The sequence below is a fragment of the Streptomyces sp. NPDC020958 genome (assembly GCF_055562175.1).
Genome location: NZ_JBVHFU010000027.1, coordinates 36,035 through 49,560, shown reverse-complemented (window position 1 = coordinate 49,560; position 13,526 = coordinate 36,035). Strand labels below are relative to the sequence as shown.

General features: G+C 69.9%; 13 protein-coding genes and 4 pseudogenes. 9 read left to right on the top strand and 8 right to left on the bottom strand.

The window, feature by feature from the left end; genetic code table 11:
* Positions 1-749: 749 nt before the first annotated feature.
* Positions 750-1,289: a phenolic acid decarboxylase gene (locus ACZ3KP_RS39800; protein ID WP_467505903.1), complete on the bottom strand. Its 540-nt coding sequence runs from the start codon at positions 1,287-1,289 to the stop codon at positions 750-752.
* A 60-nt stretch (positions 1,290-1,349) separates the two neighbouring features.
* On the opposite strand from ACZ3KP_RS39800, the gene ACZ3KP_RS39795 reads away from it, so the two are divergent.
* On the top strand, positions 1,350-1,808 hold the full coding sequence (locus ACZ3KP_RS39795; RefSeq protein ID WP_467505901.1) for a MarR family winged helix-turn-helix transcriptional regulator: 459 nt from the start codon (positions 1,350-1,352) through the stop codon (positions 1,806-1,808).
* A 91-nt stretch (positions 1,809-1,899) separates the two neighbouring features.
* On the opposite strand, the gene ACZ3KP_RS39790 is transcribed toward ACZ3KP_RS39795, so the two are convergent.
* Positions 1,900-2,187, bottom strand: coding sequence for a hypothetical protein (locus ACZ3KP_RS39790; protein ID WP_467505899.1), 288 nt, complete (start codon positions 2,185-2,187; stop codon positions 1,900-1,902).
* A gap of 312 nt (positions 2,188-2,499) precedes the next feature.
* Between ACZ3KP_RS39790 and ACZ3KP_RS39785 the strand changes: the two are divergent.
* Positions 2,500-2,706, top strand: a pseudogene (locus tag ACZ3KP_RS39785) (DUF6924 domain-containing protein); the annotation flags it as partial.
* Entirely contained in the window at positions 2,703-2,897 is a 195-nt protein-coding gene (locus ACZ3KP_RS39780) for a DUF1877 family protein (protein WP_467505940.1), read from the top strand. The pseudogene ACZ3KP_RS39785 and the gene ACZ3KP_RS39780, both read left to right, overlap by 4 nt.
* Before the next feature lie 464 nt (positions 2,898-3,361).
* On the opposite strand, the gene ACZ3KP_RS39775 is transcribed toward ACZ3KP_RS39780, so the two are convergent.
* The 4 genes and pseudogenes from ACZ3KP_RS39775 to ACZ3KP_RS39760 form a co-directional block, all read right to left on the bottom strand.
* The gene (locus ACZ3KP_RS39775; RefSeq protein ID WP_467505897.1) at positions 3,362-5,524 is read right to left on the bottom strand and encodes a beta-galactosidase; all 2,163 of its coding nucleotides are present in this window, start codon (positions 5,522-5,524) and stop codon (positions 3,362-3,364) included.
* 29 nt (positions 5,525-5,553) lie between these two features.
* Positions 5,554-5,661, bottom strand: a pseudogene (locus ACZ3KP_RS39770) (carbohydrate ABC transporter permease); the annotation flags it as partial.
* Positions 5,650-6,053: pseudogene (locus ACZ3KP_RS39765) on the bottom strand (LacI family DNA-binding transcriptional regulator); the annotation flags it as partial. The pseudogenes ACZ3KP_RS39770 and ACZ3KP_RS39765, both read right to left, overlap by 12 nt.
* Positions 6,054-6,752: 699 nt before the next feature.
* Positions 6,753-7,667: an AraC family transcriptional regulator gene (locus ACZ3KP_RS39760; RefSeq protein ID WP_467505895.1), complete on the bottom strand. Its 915-nt coding sequence runs from the start codon at positions 7,665-7,667 to the stop codon at positions 6,753-6,755.
* Between the two features lie 129 nt (positions 7,668-7,796).
* On the opposite strand from ACZ3KP_RS39760, the gene ACZ3KP_RS39755 reads away from it, so the two are divergent.
* The 5 genes from ACZ3KP_RS39755 (at position 7,797) to ACZ3KP_RS39735 (ending at position 11,517) form a co-directional block, all read left to right on the top strand.
* Entirely contained in the window at positions 7,797-8,576 is a 780-nt protein-coding gene (locus ACZ3KP_RS39755; protein ID WP_467505893.1) for an MBL fold metallo-hydrolase, read from the top strand.
* 414 nt (positions 8,577-8,990) lie between these two features.
* On the top strand, positions 8,991-9,185 hold the full coding sequence (locus tag ACZ3KP_RS39750; RefSeq protein WP_467505892.1) for a hypothetical protein: 195 nt from the start codon (positions 8,991-8,993) through the stop codon (positions 9,183-9,185).
* 484 nt (positions 9,186-9,669) lie between these two features.
* Complete coding sequence (locus ACZ3KP_RS39745; RefSeq protein WP_467505891.1) at positions 9,670-10,611, top strand: SMP-30/gluconolactonase/LRE family protein; 942 nt, start codon at positions 9,670-9,672, stop codon at positions 10,609-10,611.
* A gap of 211 nt (positions 10,612-10,822) precedes the next feature.
* Positions 10,823-11,038, top strand: coding sequence for a hypothetical protein (locus ACZ3KP_RS39740; RefSeq protein ID WP_467505889.1), 216 nt, complete (start codon positions 10,823-10,825; stop codon positions 11,036-11,038).
* A gap of 260 nt (positions 11,039-11,298) precedes the next feature.
* Entirely contained in the window at positions 11,299-11,517 is a 219-nt protein-coding gene (locus tag ACZ3KP_RS39735; protein ID WP_467505887.1) for a hypothetical protein, read from the top strand.
* 85 nt (positions 11,518-11,602) lie between these two features.
* On the opposite strand, the gene ACZ3KP_RS39730 is transcribed toward ACZ3KP_RS39735, so the two are convergent.
* Both ACZ3KP_RS39730 and ACZ3KP_RS39725 read right to left on the bottom strand, forming a co-directional pair.
* Positions 11,603-12,340 (bottom strand): dienelactone hydrolase family protein, encoded by a 738-nt coding sequence (locus tag ACZ3KP_RS39730; protein ID WP_467505885.1) that lies wholly within the window; start codon positions 12,338-12,340, stop codon positions 11,603-11,605.
* A 131-nt stretch (positions 12,341-12,471) separates the two neighbouring features.
* Positions 12,472-12,576: pseudogene (locus ACZ3KP_RS39725) on the bottom strand (YciI family protein); the annotation flags it as partial.
* A gap of 213 nt (positions 12,577-12,789) precedes the next feature.
* Between ACZ3KP_RS39725 and ACZ3KP_RS39720 the strand changes: the two are divergent.
* Positions 12,790-13,344, top strand: coding sequence for a TetR-like C-terminal domain-containing protein (locus ACZ3KP_RS39720; RefSeq protein ID WP_467505884.1), 555 nt, complete (start codon positions 12,790-12,792; stop codon positions 13,342-13,344).
* The last annotated feature ends 182 nt before the right edge of the window (positions 13,345-13,526 follow it).

The window sequence follows — 13,526 nt, the reverse complement described above, 5'->3', positions numbered from 1 at the left end:
CACTCAGGGCGGAAGTCGAGGGCGTATGCACTGCCGACGTCTGCTCACCCCGGCGGCCGCCGTCGCCGCTGTCCTTGCGACCGCATGGTCCGCCGCACCACCGACCACCGCCGCGGGGCCGCGTCGTGCACGTCGGCATGGAAGGTGGTCCGTACGGTCGCAGTGCGCCGGCCCGCCTGGAACGAGGGACCGGTCGCGACAACGCGTTCGCCAAGCGTGCGCTATCTGCGCCGGGGAAGCGGGGGACGTCGTGCACCGTCGCGGCCGGCCGACGCGGCTGGTCGACTTCTGGAACAGCGGCGCCGCCACGCTCGCGCCAGGCGGCAGAGCGATTTTCATCGACAACGGTCCCGCCGCAGCCAGACCCGCAGGAGCGGGCAGTCGGCCTCCCGCGAGGCCCAGTGCGACTGAATTGCCTCGGAACTGACGGTCAGCAGGTCCACCAAGGGGTCACCGCATTCTGAAACCGGCCCCTTTGGCGCACCACCACGGCTCCATCGGGCAATCCGCAACAGCGAGGCCGCCGTCAGCCGTCGACCAGCCGCCCTCACTGCGAGGATCCCGCAGTTCTCGCCGGAAAGACAACGCTACGCGGCTGCGGCCCAGCTCAGAGGATGGGATCAGGGCAGCCGCAGCGGGGCTGGCGGTCTTTGCTGGCCGAGGGCGCTGAGCGGTTATCGTAAGCACGGCGGGCCTTGTCACCTGCGGGGACTGGGGGCCGGGGATGCGGCTCGCCGAGGGATGCCGGGTCAGTTCGCGCGGTCGGCCCAGCCTGCTGGCAGGTCGCCGGGCGCGACGGAGATCACCGTCTCGTCGTCCGCGCCGACGTACTCGAAGAGGGTGATCTTCGCAAACTCGGGAACCACATAGATCGGGTAGGTGGGGCCCTGGTCACGGTAGCGGCGCATCTCCTCCAGGTGGTCGTTCTGGAAGCAGACGGTGCGCTCGCCGTGGGTGCGGATCCAGTCCGGGAAGAAGATCACGCCGTGCAGGCGGCGCTTGCCGGGCAGGACGTTGACGCTGACCGAAGTGCCGGTGGGCTCAGTCCAGGAGACCTTGTAGCAGTCGTCGTCGACCTGGACGAGGTCGACCTCTTGGTCCTTGACCCAGCGGCCGCCGACGTGGCCGCTGTGGATGCGGTAGTCGATGGTGCGGTCGTTCTTGACGTACATCTCGTACTGCCAGCCGTTGGCGTAGGTGTAGATGAAGCGGTGTCCGACGATGCCGGAGAGGTCCTGCGCGGGGGCCGGCTGCTCGACTGTCGTGGTGAGGGTTTCATTGTCAGCCATGACTTCATTTTGTCACAAAATTATTTTGCAGCAAAATATGCTCTCCGGCAGAATGGCGCCATGGGGATGAGTGACGCGGACATCGCAATGGAGTTCGGCCGGCTGCTGGGCCCGCTGCGGCGGGCCGTGCTGCGGCGGACACGGAACGCGGAGGACCTGCCCGACCTGCCGGAGGCGCAGATCGAGCTGCTGCGGGTACTGTCAGCGGCTGGTTCGGCGACCCCCCGGGAGGTCGCCGAGCGGCTGCGCATCGCACCCTCCACAGTCAGTAACCTGGTCCGCGCGATGACCGCCTCGGGCCTGGTCGAGCGCGGTCCCTCCGGTACCGATCTGCGCACCGTACGGCTGGCGCCCTCGCCGCGAGCGCTGGAACTGCTGAACCAGTACGACCGGGCGAGCACCGGCGCATTGCGAGAGGCGGTGGAGGCGCTGCGCCCGCAGAGCCGCGACGCGCTGCGCGTAGCCGTACCCGCGCTGGCAGAGCTGCTGGCCGAGATGGAGCGCAAGGCCAGGTCCTGACGTTTCGCCGAGGGCGGTCACCATCCGAGCACAAAACGCCACACATGAGCATTTCCCCTGAAAGTGCTAACTCCTCCCATTTCGGCGGTCGTCAGCCGGCTTGATCTTGCGGGCGCACGCCGGGCAGCAGTCGCCGGGCGGCGGCCCGCACCTGCCCATAGCTCATCTGCGGGTCGGGGACCGGCATACCCAGCGGGCCACGCGCGCGACGCAGCACCTTCGTGATCCGCACGATCGGGGCAGCCGCGATCAACGCCGCCCACTCCGTCACGCTCGTCTCGCGGGCCAGACCGACCACGACCAGCGTGCCGCCAGGCCACAGCAGCTCACGCATGCGGACGATGGCCGCCTCGAAGTCCATGTGGTGGTTCGCGGTCACTGAGCAGACGAAGTCGTGGCCCGCGGCTGGAAGGTCGGCGGTGAGGAAGTCCCCCTCGACAAAGGTGCAACGTTCACCCGTCGAGACTCGCTGAGGGCTGGAACATGCCACACCAGCTCCGGTCGGCGACCGCCTGAACAGGCATCCGGCGCCGGAGGCAGCCCCGAGACGTCGTGTGGCGCCCGTGGCACGCGCCAGGCCCAGAAAGGTCTTATGCTGCGCGCGCGTGGGCCCTTGCTGATAGGGACCCTCGGAAACGGCCTGTGAGACAGTCGGGCACGGCTCACCGATCGTCGCCGAGGAGAAGGATCTATGAGAGCGTTGCCCGCCGTCACCGGCCGTGATGAGTTCGACGTCCTGGTCATCAGGACCGACTACCACGACGACCAGGCGTGGCAGAACGTGACGGCGGCGCTGATGGAGCCCTGGGGGGACCAACAGTACGAGGCACACGTCCACTTCGTAGACGACCCGGCCTGGGCAGGAGCGACAGTTGAGGAGGCGCTGCATGCGGTCTGCGCCGACGAGAACCGTATGACCAGCTCACCCAAGGTGTCGACCCCTCCGAACTCGCCGAGGCCGAGATCTACCCCCGAATCTGGGACTCGCCCACCTCACTGGAGTGGGCACGCGACCTGTTTACTCCCCTGACAGAGTTCTTCCAAGGTGCCGCATCCACCGGTCACGCGGTGCTGATCTGGCTCGACTGAGGCACCTCCAACAGCCGGGCGTTACATGACAAGCGGAGGGGCGACAGTGGCAGCACTGACAGAGTAGATGCCGATGTCCGTCCCGCCGACGGCACGACGATCACCGTCTTCGCCGACGTCGACGAACTCGGCTGCATGGAACTCGACCGCCACGGCTCCGAACCCCTCTTCCAGGGCGGCCGGATGTGGGGCCGCCGTCGTCCGGACGGCCCTTCGCCACCCGACGGTGGCGAAGACGTTCGACCTGGTGCGGTCGGACAGGGGGCCAGGTGTTGGTGCCGGGCCCCCGCACGGCCAGAAGAGGGGTGTCAAGCCCTTCGATGGCCTGTGCGGACTGAGGATCGTACGCACAGGAGGGGTTCTGCTCCTGTCATCGGTACTGTCATCGGTGCTTCCCGCTTTCCCGGGGCGGGCCGGCCGAGCGGTGCCAAGGGCGCGCCCGGCCGCCTGTCGGGAAGGCCGCCTCAGGGTGAGGCGGGCCCGTCGTCGCCGGTGGTGACGAACACCCTGACGTCCCAGGCGCCGAGGTCGACCGCCGTGCCGACCGGAACAGGGGCGTCGTCGAGGACGTCTGTGAACCCCCGGGGAGCCGTGACCCGGGCGGGCTCCGGGCTCCAGTTGTGGATCACGTGGACACGGCGGCCGTCCGTTGCCGTCCCGGTGGTGGCGGTGACGGAGTCCGGGAGGTTCTGCCATCCGCTGTGTGCGGTGGGCGCCAGCCAGCGGGCCAGGGCCCGGGCGAGGCTCCGGCCGGGTACCGTGCCGACGCAGGTGACCCGGCCCTCGCCGTGGCGACGGCTGGTGACGGCCGGCCAGCGGCCGAAGTGCTGGTGATCGTAGGTGGCGAGCACCTCGGCGTCGGTGACGGTGAGCGCCTCGAGCCAGCGGGTTGCCGTCGCGTCCTCGGCCAGTCGCAACGGGCTGCCCTCCGCCGCGTGGACCGGTACCTCGCGTGGCAGGTTGCTGAACTCCTCGTACGCCACTCCCGCTGCCTCCGCCAGACGGCCGGGAGCGGGCTCGTTCCGTGCCCTGGCCTGGTGGTCGGCGTAGCCGGTGCGGGGGCCGAGGACCAGGTGGCCGCCGGCGTGGGCATAGGTGGCGAGCCAGTCGAGGGTCGAGTCGGCCGCGAGGTACAGGGCGGGGACGACGAGGACCGGATGCCGGCGCACGGCCTCGTCCGGCGCCATGCCGTCCTGTTCACCGCTCGGGTCGTGCACCTGCCGGGCGTGGACGATGCGCACCTGGCGGCCGGTCTCGAAGGCGCCGCGGTAGAAGGGGTCGAAGATGCGGTGGTAGGCGGCCGGGTCGAGGGAGCCGTCCGGCTTGGCGAGCGGCGGATACTTCTGCATCAGCCACTTGCTGGGGGTCGAGTACACCATCGTGATGTCGGCGTCGGGTTCGAGCCCGGCGACCAAGGGGCCTGCCTTGGCGAACTCCGCGCCCAGACGGGCGATCTCGGCATAGACGCGACCCGGTCGGCCGGAGTGCGGGAGGACGCCGCCCCAGTAGGTCTCGGCGCCGAATCGCAGGGTCTGCCACTGCCAGTACTCGATCATGCGGGCGCCGCGTGCCACGTGCGCCCAGGCGGCCTGACGCCACTGGCCGTCGTAGCCGGGCCGGTTGTCCCACGCGAAACCGATGCTCTGGGCGTTGGTCTCGGTGACCAGGAACGGCTCCTGGCGCGAGGAGAACATCCAGTCGGCGGTCTGGTACATGGACCACACCCCGGTGGTCTTCCAGCTCTGCTCGTGGTCGTCGGGCGTGGGGTCGGGCAGCAGCAGGCCGTCCTGCATGTCGTAGTACGGGTTGCCGGAGGCGATGTCGAGGCGGTCCGACAGCTGGTCGTCCTCCACCCCGCTCCGGGTGTAGGAGATGCAGGTGGTGACGAACTGCCCGGGGAGGGCGTACTCCCGGACGATGTCGGCCTGCCAGCCGATGAACTCGGTGACCTGGTCGGCCTGGAACTGCCGCCAGGCGACGTCGTAGTGGGGCTGCTCGTTGCCGTCCGGGGTCCACAGGTCGGCCCAGTCGGACAGCCGGTGCGACCAGTAGACCAGGCCCCATTCACGGTTGAGGGTCTCCACGTCCCCGTACTTGGCGCGCAGGTGGTCGACGAAGCGCTGGAAGACGCCGTGGTTGTGCAGCAGGTGCAGGCCCGGTTCGTTGTCCACCTGCCACCCGATGACCGCCGGATGGTCGGCGTACCGGGCGACGATCTTCCGGATCACCCGCTCGGCGTGGAACCGGAACGCCGGGTGGGTGAAGTCGACCTCCTGCCGGGCACCCCAGCCGAGGCGCCGTCCGGTGGCCTTCTCGCCGGCGATCTCCGGGTACTGGCGGGCCAGCCACGGCGGTGCCGCATATGTCGGGGTGCCGAGGATGACGGAGATGCCGCGTTCGTGGGCGCCGTCGAGCACCGGCTGGAGCCAGTCCAAATCGAAGCTGCCGTTGCTGGGCTCCCAGGTCGACCAGACCGACTCACCGACCCGGATGACGGTGAAGTGCGCCTCGGCCATGAGGTCGAGGTCGGCCTTGAGCTGTTCGTCGGGCCGTATGCCGCCGTAGGCGGGCGTGTACTCGTGGTAGTACGCGGCACCGAACAGGACACGGGCGGGCAGGACCGCCATGAAGGAACCTCCGAGGGAGAGTGAGGGGGTTACTGCTTGACGCCGCCGGCGGACAGACCGCTCTGCCAGTACCGCTGGAGCATCAGGAAGGCCACGACGAGGGGGACGACCGAGATCAGCGAGCCGGTCACTACGGTTCCGTCGACTCCCTGCTCGAGGAGGGAGTCCACGGCTGCGGAGATGCCGCCGGGATCGCCTTCCAGGGTGGTGACCACGCGGAGGGCGTAGCCCGTGCCCCGGGTGGCCCGCTCGATGCCGATCAGCAGTGACGCGGGTCCGTACAGAGCCGTACCGAGCGTCACCACGCCGATCGACCGGGTCCGACCGGAGGCCAGGGCGCGGGCTGCGGGTTCAGCCGGTAGCCAAGTTCCTCAGCCGCTTCGAGAACGCGCCTGCGCGCCTCGGCGGAGACGTAGGCCTCGTTGTTGAAGACCCTGGACACCGTCTTCTGCGACACACCGGCCAGTCGCGCCACGTCCACGCTCCTGGGCGGGCCGGAACTTCCGGCCCGTCCTTGCGTTCGCGTCATGATGTCTCCCAGTGGCCGCACTGCCTTCGACAGAGGGTTTTTCCGTCTGACTGCGCAGCCATGTCTACGCAGTCATAAGGTGGCCGTCAAGAGCCTGGAACACATTCGGAACGACGAGCGGGCCGGGCCTGGACCTCGAACCCACGGGTGCGATCAACCGCGCGTGAACCCGGGCCACACCGCGTGCCCCCATGGCCGACCCTGCCCATCGCCGAACGAGTCGCTGCTACCTGCGGTGATGTGCACGGCCGACGGCCCGCTCCGACTTCTCGGCGCAGACGGGCGCTACACCCACCCGCTTGCCCGGCGCACGTTGTTGTCGGCCCTGCGGCTCTCGACCCCTTTTCCGGAACGCCGGCACGCTGAAGGAAGGGCGCAGCCAGTGAGCGTGTCCGTCACCGACTGGGCCCGAAACGGACACCCGGAGCGACCTGGCGGGCTCGCCTTCCAGACATCTGCTGGACCGTCATTACCCCCGCGAGCACGGCCTCGACGCCTACTACGGCAACCCGGAGAGGACGGCGCCGGTGTGACCAAGCAGCTCACGGGCAATGCTGCCCCGATGCGGGATGCGGAGACTTGTGGAGGCATCGGGCGGCGCGCTGACGTACACCCCGGGCATCGGGCCGATCACGGCCGCCCGGTTGACCGGCCGCACCCGACGGGCTCGTCGGTGGAGACGTCGCATCCGGAGCCGCCTCAAGTCCACTGCTGGCCCTGGTGGGCCTGACGGAAGTCTCCCGGCGTCACGCCGGTGTGGCGGGTGAAGAACTTGCTGAAGTTGGTGGGTTCGGGGAAGCCGAGGCGGCGGGCGATGGTCGCCACCGGCTCGTCCGTGTGGGCGAGCAGCCGCCTGGCCTCCAGGGCGACGCGGCCGTCGATGACGTTTTTGACGGGCTGTCCGGTGGCGGCCGTGCAGGCGCGGGTCAGGGTTTTGACGGTGTAGCCGAGGCGGTGGGCGTAGTCGGCGGCGCGGCGGGTGGTGGCGTAGGAGCGTTCCAGTTCGGTGCGGAAGCGGGCGTAGACCTCTCCGCCGGCGTGCGGGTTGCCGCCGCCGTCGGGGTGGGGCAGTCGGTCGATCTGCAACAGCACGGTGGCCAGCAGGAGTTGGAGGATCTCCGCCGACGCGGCCCCCGGTGGGCGGTCGTACTCGGCCCGCAGCTGGCCCAGCAGCGTGGACAGCACGGCGTACTGGGGGCTGGCACCCAGCTGCCAGCACGCGGGCCCGTACCACTCCTTGACGAGCCGGTCGGCGCTGCTGGAGTAAGGCGGGAAGGCCGGTGTGAACAGCAGATGGGTGCCGTTTGCCGTGCCCGGTCGTACGAAGCGCTGCACCTGGCCGGGGCGGACCCACAGCAGGGTGCCGGGTCGGCAGGGGTAGGTGACGAAGTCGACGGCGTGTTCGCCGCTGCCCTCGGTCATGAGGGTGAGGGTGTGGAAGTCGACCCGGTGCACCAGGTCGGCCGGTCTGCCGCGGCGCCGGCGACGCTGGTGCAGGGTGGCCAGGTCGATGATCTCGAAGCCGGGGACCCGTTCCTCGGGCGGGTTGAAGCCGAGCCTCAGGATGGCAGCGCCCACGGAGGGATCACTCTCGTCAAGATCTGCGGACAGCATCACGGTCTCCCGGATGTCCTCGATTTACCATGCCGGGTCTCCAGCGTATCTCGCTTGCCTGCGGTTTCACGACGAGAGTAGAGGGCGTCAAGGCGGGGCAAGGCCGCCCTCACCGCAAGGAGAACCCCTATGAACGGCACGGTCACGGTCCTCGACAAGGGCGCGGTCCGCATCCACAGCTACATGTCCCCGGCCGACACCTTCCACACCACCACGCAGCTGATCGAGACCCCGGCCCGCGTCGTCGCGATCGACGCCCAGTTGCTGCCCGCCTACGCCGACGAGGCCGTCGGCTACGCCAAGGGACTCGGCAAGCCGCTGGACCGGCTCGTCGTCACCCATGCGCACCCGGACCATTACAACGGCGCCGCCCGCTTCGGCGTCCCGGTCCACGCGCTGGCGGAAGTCCGCGAGCAGATCGTCGCGCGGGGCGAGAGCCGGCTGCCCACCGGCCTGGTCATCCCGGTCACCGACTTCACCCCGTCAGTGGAGCTCACCCCGGGCACCGAGGTCATCGACGGCGTCCCGTTCGTCTTCGAGGCCGTCTCCGGCGGAGAGGCCGCCGACGAACTCCTCATCAAGCTGCCCGAACAGCGCGTCCTGATCGCCCAGGACCTCGTCTACAACGACGTCCACCTCTACCTGGGCAACAACGACATCACCGGCTGGCAGCAGGCCGTGGAGGCACTGGCCTCCGACAGCGGCTACGACACGATCCTCGCCGGCCACGGCGCCCCCACCGGCCCGGAGGTGTACGAGGACGTCCGCCGCTACCTCGCCGACGCCCGCGAGCTGCTCGGCGACGACGGCGACGCGTACAAGCAGGCGATCGTGGACCGCTATCCCTCTCACGTCGGCCCGTTCATCATCGACATCGCCAACCGGTCGCTGTTCCCCGCCGACCGCTGACCCGGCCCCTCTCGTTCCCGTCCCGGACTCACGCCCCACAGGAAGACCTGTCATGTCCTCAGCCGGTCTACGTCACCCGCACCCCGCAGCCCTCGCGCCGGCCTCGCTCCTCGTCCTGGGCACGGCCGCCCCGGCCCTCGCCACCGCCGACCCGGCCGGGACGTCGGCCGTCACCGCGGTCCACCCCCGCGCTGCACTGCCCACCAGCTACACGATCCACGGCAGCAAGACCCACCCCGAGGGCATCGCCCGCCAGCACGGCACGCCCTACTCAACGGCCTGGTCGTCACCGAGAACGGCCGCTACGTCCTGCTCTCCGACTACAACGAGTACGCCTTCTACCGCATCGACACCCGCACCCGGACGGTCGTCCCGATCGACCTCTGCGGCGCGAAGGGCGTCTCCGGGGACGGCATGCTGCTGGACGGCGACACTCTCTACGCCGTCACCGAGCAGGACCACCCCGAAGGACAGATCAGTGTCCTGAAGCTGAGCGACGACTTCACCCGGGCCAGGCTCGTGCACACCGTCCACGACCACGGCATGCGCAGCCCGTCCACGGCGTCCTTCGACGGCCACGATCTGCTGATCGTCAACTTCCAGTTTTAGATAGCCGACCCGCAGCTTCCCTTCGACGTGGTGCGCGTTCCCGTCAGGTGACGACTCGACAGGACCGCTCCGCAAGAGGACACGGCCGCCGTGCCCGACGCCGGGGGCCGGTCGCCGTACGAAAGGAACCAACAACCACGTTCGCCACGACGCCGGTGGCCGGACAGGTGGACGGCACACCGCTCGACGCCTTCATCGCCGGCGACGACGAGGCCGCCCGTAAGCGGGTCGCCGAACTCGCCACCTCCGGCGGGCTCAACCCGGTCGGCGTCGGCGCGCTCAAGCACGCGCGCGAACTGGAGGGCTTCCAACTGCTGCACATGGCCCTGCAGCTCCGGGAAGGCGGCCACGGCTGGGCGAGCACGATCAAGATTTCGTCGCCCCCTGAGCCGACACTCCCACCACCACACCGCCCCCCTGTCATCGACCGCGACGCGGGCCGACGACGCATCCACCATCCCCCTCGCACCAGGAGAACCACCCCATGCCCCGCCGCACCCTGCTCACCCTCCTCGCGACCTCAGCGGCCCTGCTGGCCACCACGGCGACCGCCACCGCTGCCACCGAGCCGCTCTCCAAGCCCCACATCGCGGCCCACTTCACAATGTCCGCCGGGCAGCAGCCCGAGAACATCACCCTGGGCGGGGACGGATCCGCCTACCTGACGTTCTCCTTCGCCCGGCAGATCGTCCGTGTCACCCCGTCCGGACGGATCCGCGTGCTGGCCACCCTCCCGGCTCCCGCCAAGGCCAACACCCCCAACCTCGGCAAGGCGTTCGCCGGCGGCATCGCCCGCGCGCACGACGGCACCCTCTACGTCACCTACGCCACCGGCACCGACGACCTCACCGGCATCTGGGCCATACGTCCCGGCGGCCGCCCGCACCGCATCGCCGCCCTACCCGCCGACGGCCTGCCCAACGGCCTGGCCCTCGACCGGCGCACCGGCCGTCTCTACGTCACCGATTCCGTGCACGGCGTCATCTACCGCGTCCCCGCGCGCGGCGGCAAGGCCACGGTATGGGCCGAGGGCGACGCGCTGAAGCCCAGCACCTTCGCCGGCGCCAACGGACTGAAGCTGCACAATGGCGCCGTCTGGGCCACCAACCTCGACAAGGGCACCGTACTGCGCATCCCGCTCACCGCACGGGGCACTGCCGGCAAGATCCAGGTCCGGGCCACCGGAATGCCGTCGATCGACGACTTCGCCTTCACCGGCCGTGGCGACACCCTGCTCGCCGCCCGCGACGACAACCAGGTCGACCTCGTCCGCCCCGACGGCACCCACACCGCCGTCCTCACCGCGGCCGACGGCCTGCAGACCCCCACCTCCGTCGCGGTCCACGGCAACACGGTGTACGTCCCGAGCGCCGCCTACCTCACGAACAAGGAACCCAACCTCCTTCGGGCGCACCTCGACCGCTGACACGGACAGGAGAGCCGCCCTCCCCGGGCCGGCGCCGCGCCGAGCAGACGGCATCGGCACGGGCGCGACTCGATCATGCTCACGACATTCGCCCGAGTGGAACTCGACGCCCGTTCCGGGTTCGGCAGGGGCTCCGGACTGCGCCGAGTCCGGACAGCCGGCCGCCGAGGCGACGGCGATCGGCCACAAGGTGGGCCTGACCTCCGCTCCGATGCAGCAACTGCTCGGCATGCACGAGCCGGACTTCGGGCACCTGTTGGAGGACATGGTCCACCGCGACGGCGACACCGTACGCGCCACCCGCTACTGCGCCCCGCGCGTCGAACCGGAGATCTGCTTCCGCCTCGCCCGGCCGCTGCGCGGCCTCGGGGTGACCACCGAGGACGTACTGGCCGCCACCGAGGCGGTCGCTCCCGCATGCAGATAGTCGACAGCCGTATCCGCGACTGGCGGATCACCCTGGTCGACACCGTCGCGGACAACGCCGGCTCCGCGGGGCTGGTCCCCGGCTCCCAGACACCGATGGAATGCGCGCCCAGCCCGCCCGGCCCCGGTGCGCCTGCGCCGGGATGCCCAGCGCACCGCCGCGCGTCTTGTCTTCAAGCTCGTCCAGCCCGGCACCGACTGAGACAGGTTCCTCATGTCCCGGCCCCCGGTCGCGCCGGCCACCGCGGAGTCCTCTTCGCCATGTGCCTGTCACTGGTCCTGGCCGTCGCCTCCGTCTCCGCGCTCAACCTCGCCCTCCCCGACCTGGCCATCGACCTGTCGGCGACCAACAGCTCGCTCACCTGGATCGCCGACGGCTACACCGTCGCCCTGGCCGCCTTCGTCATCCGGACGGCGTCCGCGATCACAACGGCGCCCCCAGCGTCAGAGCCACGCAAGGGGGCAATGAGTAGGTCTTGATGCGGCTTTACGCGTGGTCAACACAGTGACGCCGCCTGTAAGTGCCCGGCGCCGGCCTGTCCTGGCGCCGGCATGTTTGTCCGGGTCATGCCGCCCGGTCCTCCGTCACCGGCAGGCACTCTGCGAGCAGGTCGATGACGTCGCGCCAGGCTCGCTGCGCGTGCTGCGGGTGGTAGCCGACGCCGGGGACCACGGGGTGGTCGACCGGCGGGTGGTGGAAGGCGTGCAAGGCGCCGCCATAGACCGCGAGGCGCCAGTCGACGCCCGCGGCCTGCATCTCGGCGGTGAACGCGTTTCGTTGAGCAGGCGGCATGATCGGGTCTTCCGATCCGACCCCGGCCCACACCGGGCAGCGGATGCGCGCTGCCTCGCCCGGTCGGCCCGTGGTGGTTGCGTTGACTGTGCCGATCGCGCGCAGGTTGACCCCGGCTCGCCCGAGCTCCAGTGCGATGGCGCCCCCGGTGCCGTAGCCGATGGCGGCGATCCGGTCGGGGTCTGTCCGGGGTTCGGTGCGCAACTCATCGAGTGCCGCGTGGCCGATGTGCCGCATCCGGTCGGGATCAGCGAGCAGTGGCATGCAACGGGCCAGCATCTCCTCTGGGGCACCCACGTAGCGCCCGCCGTGAAGGTCGAAGGCCAGCGCTACATACCCCAGTTCGGCGAGAGCATCGGCCCGGCGGCGCTCGACGTCGCTGAGCCCCATGCCCTCCGGCCCGAGCAGTACTGCGGGCCGGCGGTCGACACCGGCCGGGAGCGCGATGTGCCCGATCATCGTCAAACCGTCGGCCGGGTACTCCACCGTACGCGTCGTAATCGTCGCCACAAGTCTGGACTGTAGTGATCGTCGAGCCCGGTCGGGCCGATGTTCTGCCGCCGGCAGAACGGCATAGGTGTCCCACGGGTGCACTGGTGTGCGTCAGACCGCTGTATCCGTGGGTTCGGGTCATGGGGTGATGACGGTCGCCCGTCGAACTGCCAATTGTGCAGCTCGATGTCGGCGTACCGGTCCGGGGTCAGGATGGCGCGTGCCGTGTCCGGGTCCGGTGCCCGGACCAATGCCAACGAGGTGCGGAGCGGGAGCGTCAGCTCGTCCAGGGGTAGGACGCGGCAGTCGACGAGCAGTCGGCCGTTGCCGACGTCGAGGTCGTCGACTTGGAGGCGGCGGATCGCGCGAGGCAGGCGGCGTGGACGGCCACGAGGGCGAGGGCCACTCGGTCCGCCGGCCGGCCACTACGGCGACCGACCCACTGACGTGCCCGGGGCGCGACCGAGATGCTTGCCACCCGTCCGCGGGAGTCGCTCACGGTCCGCGCCGTGGCCGCTGCTGCCGAGGCGTCGACGACGGCGGTGTACTCGCTGTTCGGCGGTAAGGACGGGCTGATCGGTGCGGTGCGCAACAGAGTCGTCGCCAGCCTGTTCCAAGACCTGTCGGCGGCGAAGACCTCCGCGGATCCTCTCGCCGACCTCTATGCGCTGGCCGTCGCCTACCGTCGTTGGGGACGCGGACACAGCCACCTGTACACGGTGCTGTTCGGTGGCGTGCAGTCCTTCGACCCGTCGGGGGAGGTCGGTGCCAGTGACCCGATCCGTCCGCTCCGCGCGGCGGTCGATCGCGCATTGGCGGCGTCCGTTCTCGTCGGCGAGGCAACGTCGATCGCCTTGTCGCTCTGGGTCACCCTGCACGGGCTGGTGACTCTCGAACTGGCCGGGGCCCTCGACGCCGCCACGGCCGAGGCCGCATTCCGGTCGGCGATTCACGCCACGTTGCGCGGGTGGGCGACCCCGGCGGTGTTCCGCGGCCTTCGCCAAACCGAACTCGCCAACTGAGTCTGGCGTTTGACCTGGCCCGTTCACCTGACCCCTTGATGGAGGGCTTCACCGCTGAACAGTGCGCTGACGCCGCGTTGGGCGTCTTGTCCCACTTTCGTGTCCGGTTCTACGACTGCCTCCAGCCCCGCACGGATGCTCTCTTCGAGCTGACCGACGCGGCGCGGTCGGTCACGGTCGGC

What these genes read in the sequence shown, in the direction of transcription:
- ACZ3KP_RS39800 (WP_467505903.1), bottom strand. Translation starts at nt 1,289, where the DNA reads ATGGCTGACAATGAAACCCTCACCACGACAGTCGAGCAGCCGGCCCCC.
- ACZ3KP_RS39795 (WP_467505901.1), top strand. Translation starts at nt 1,350, where the DNA reads ATGGGGATGAGTGACGCGGACATCGCAATGGAGTTCGGCCGGCTGCTG.
- ACZ3KP_RS39775 (WP_467505897.1), bottom strand. Translation starts at nt 5,524, where the DNA reads ATGGCGGTCCTGCCCGCCCGTGTCCTGTTCGGTGCCGCGTACTACCAC.
- ACZ3KP_RS39760 (WP_467505895.1), bottom strand. Translation starts at nt 7,667, where the DNA reads ATGCTGTCCGCAGATCTTGACGAGAGTGATCCCTCCGTGGGCGCTGCC.
- ACZ3KP_RS39755 (WP_467505893.1), top strand. Translation starts at nt 7,797, where the DNA reads ATGAACGGCACGGTCACGGTCCTCGACAAGGGCGCGGTCCGCATCCAC.
- ACZ3KP_RS39750 (WP_467505892.1), top strand. Translation starts at nt 8,991, where the DNA reads ATGCTGCTGGACGGCGACACTCTCTACGCCGTCACCGAGCAGGACCAC.
- ACZ3KP_RS39745 (WP_467505891.1), top strand. Translation starts at nt 9,670, where the DNA reads ATGCCCCGCCGCACCCTGCTCACCCTCCTCGCGACCTCAGCGGCCCTG.
- ACZ3KP_RS39740 (WP_467505889.1), top strand. Translation starts at nt 10,823, where the DNA reads ATGCAGCAACTGCTCGGCATGCACGAGCCGGACTTCGGGCACCTGTTG.
- ACZ3KP_RS39735 (WP_467505887.1), top strand. Translation starts at nt 11,299, where the DNA reads ATGTGCCTGTCACTGGTCCTGGCCGTCGCCTCCGTCTCCGCGCTCAAC.
- ACZ3KP_RS39720 (WP_467505884.1), top strand. Translation starts at nt 12,790, where the DNA reads ATGCTTGCCACCCGTCCGCGGGAGTCGCTCACGGTCCGCGCCGTGGCC.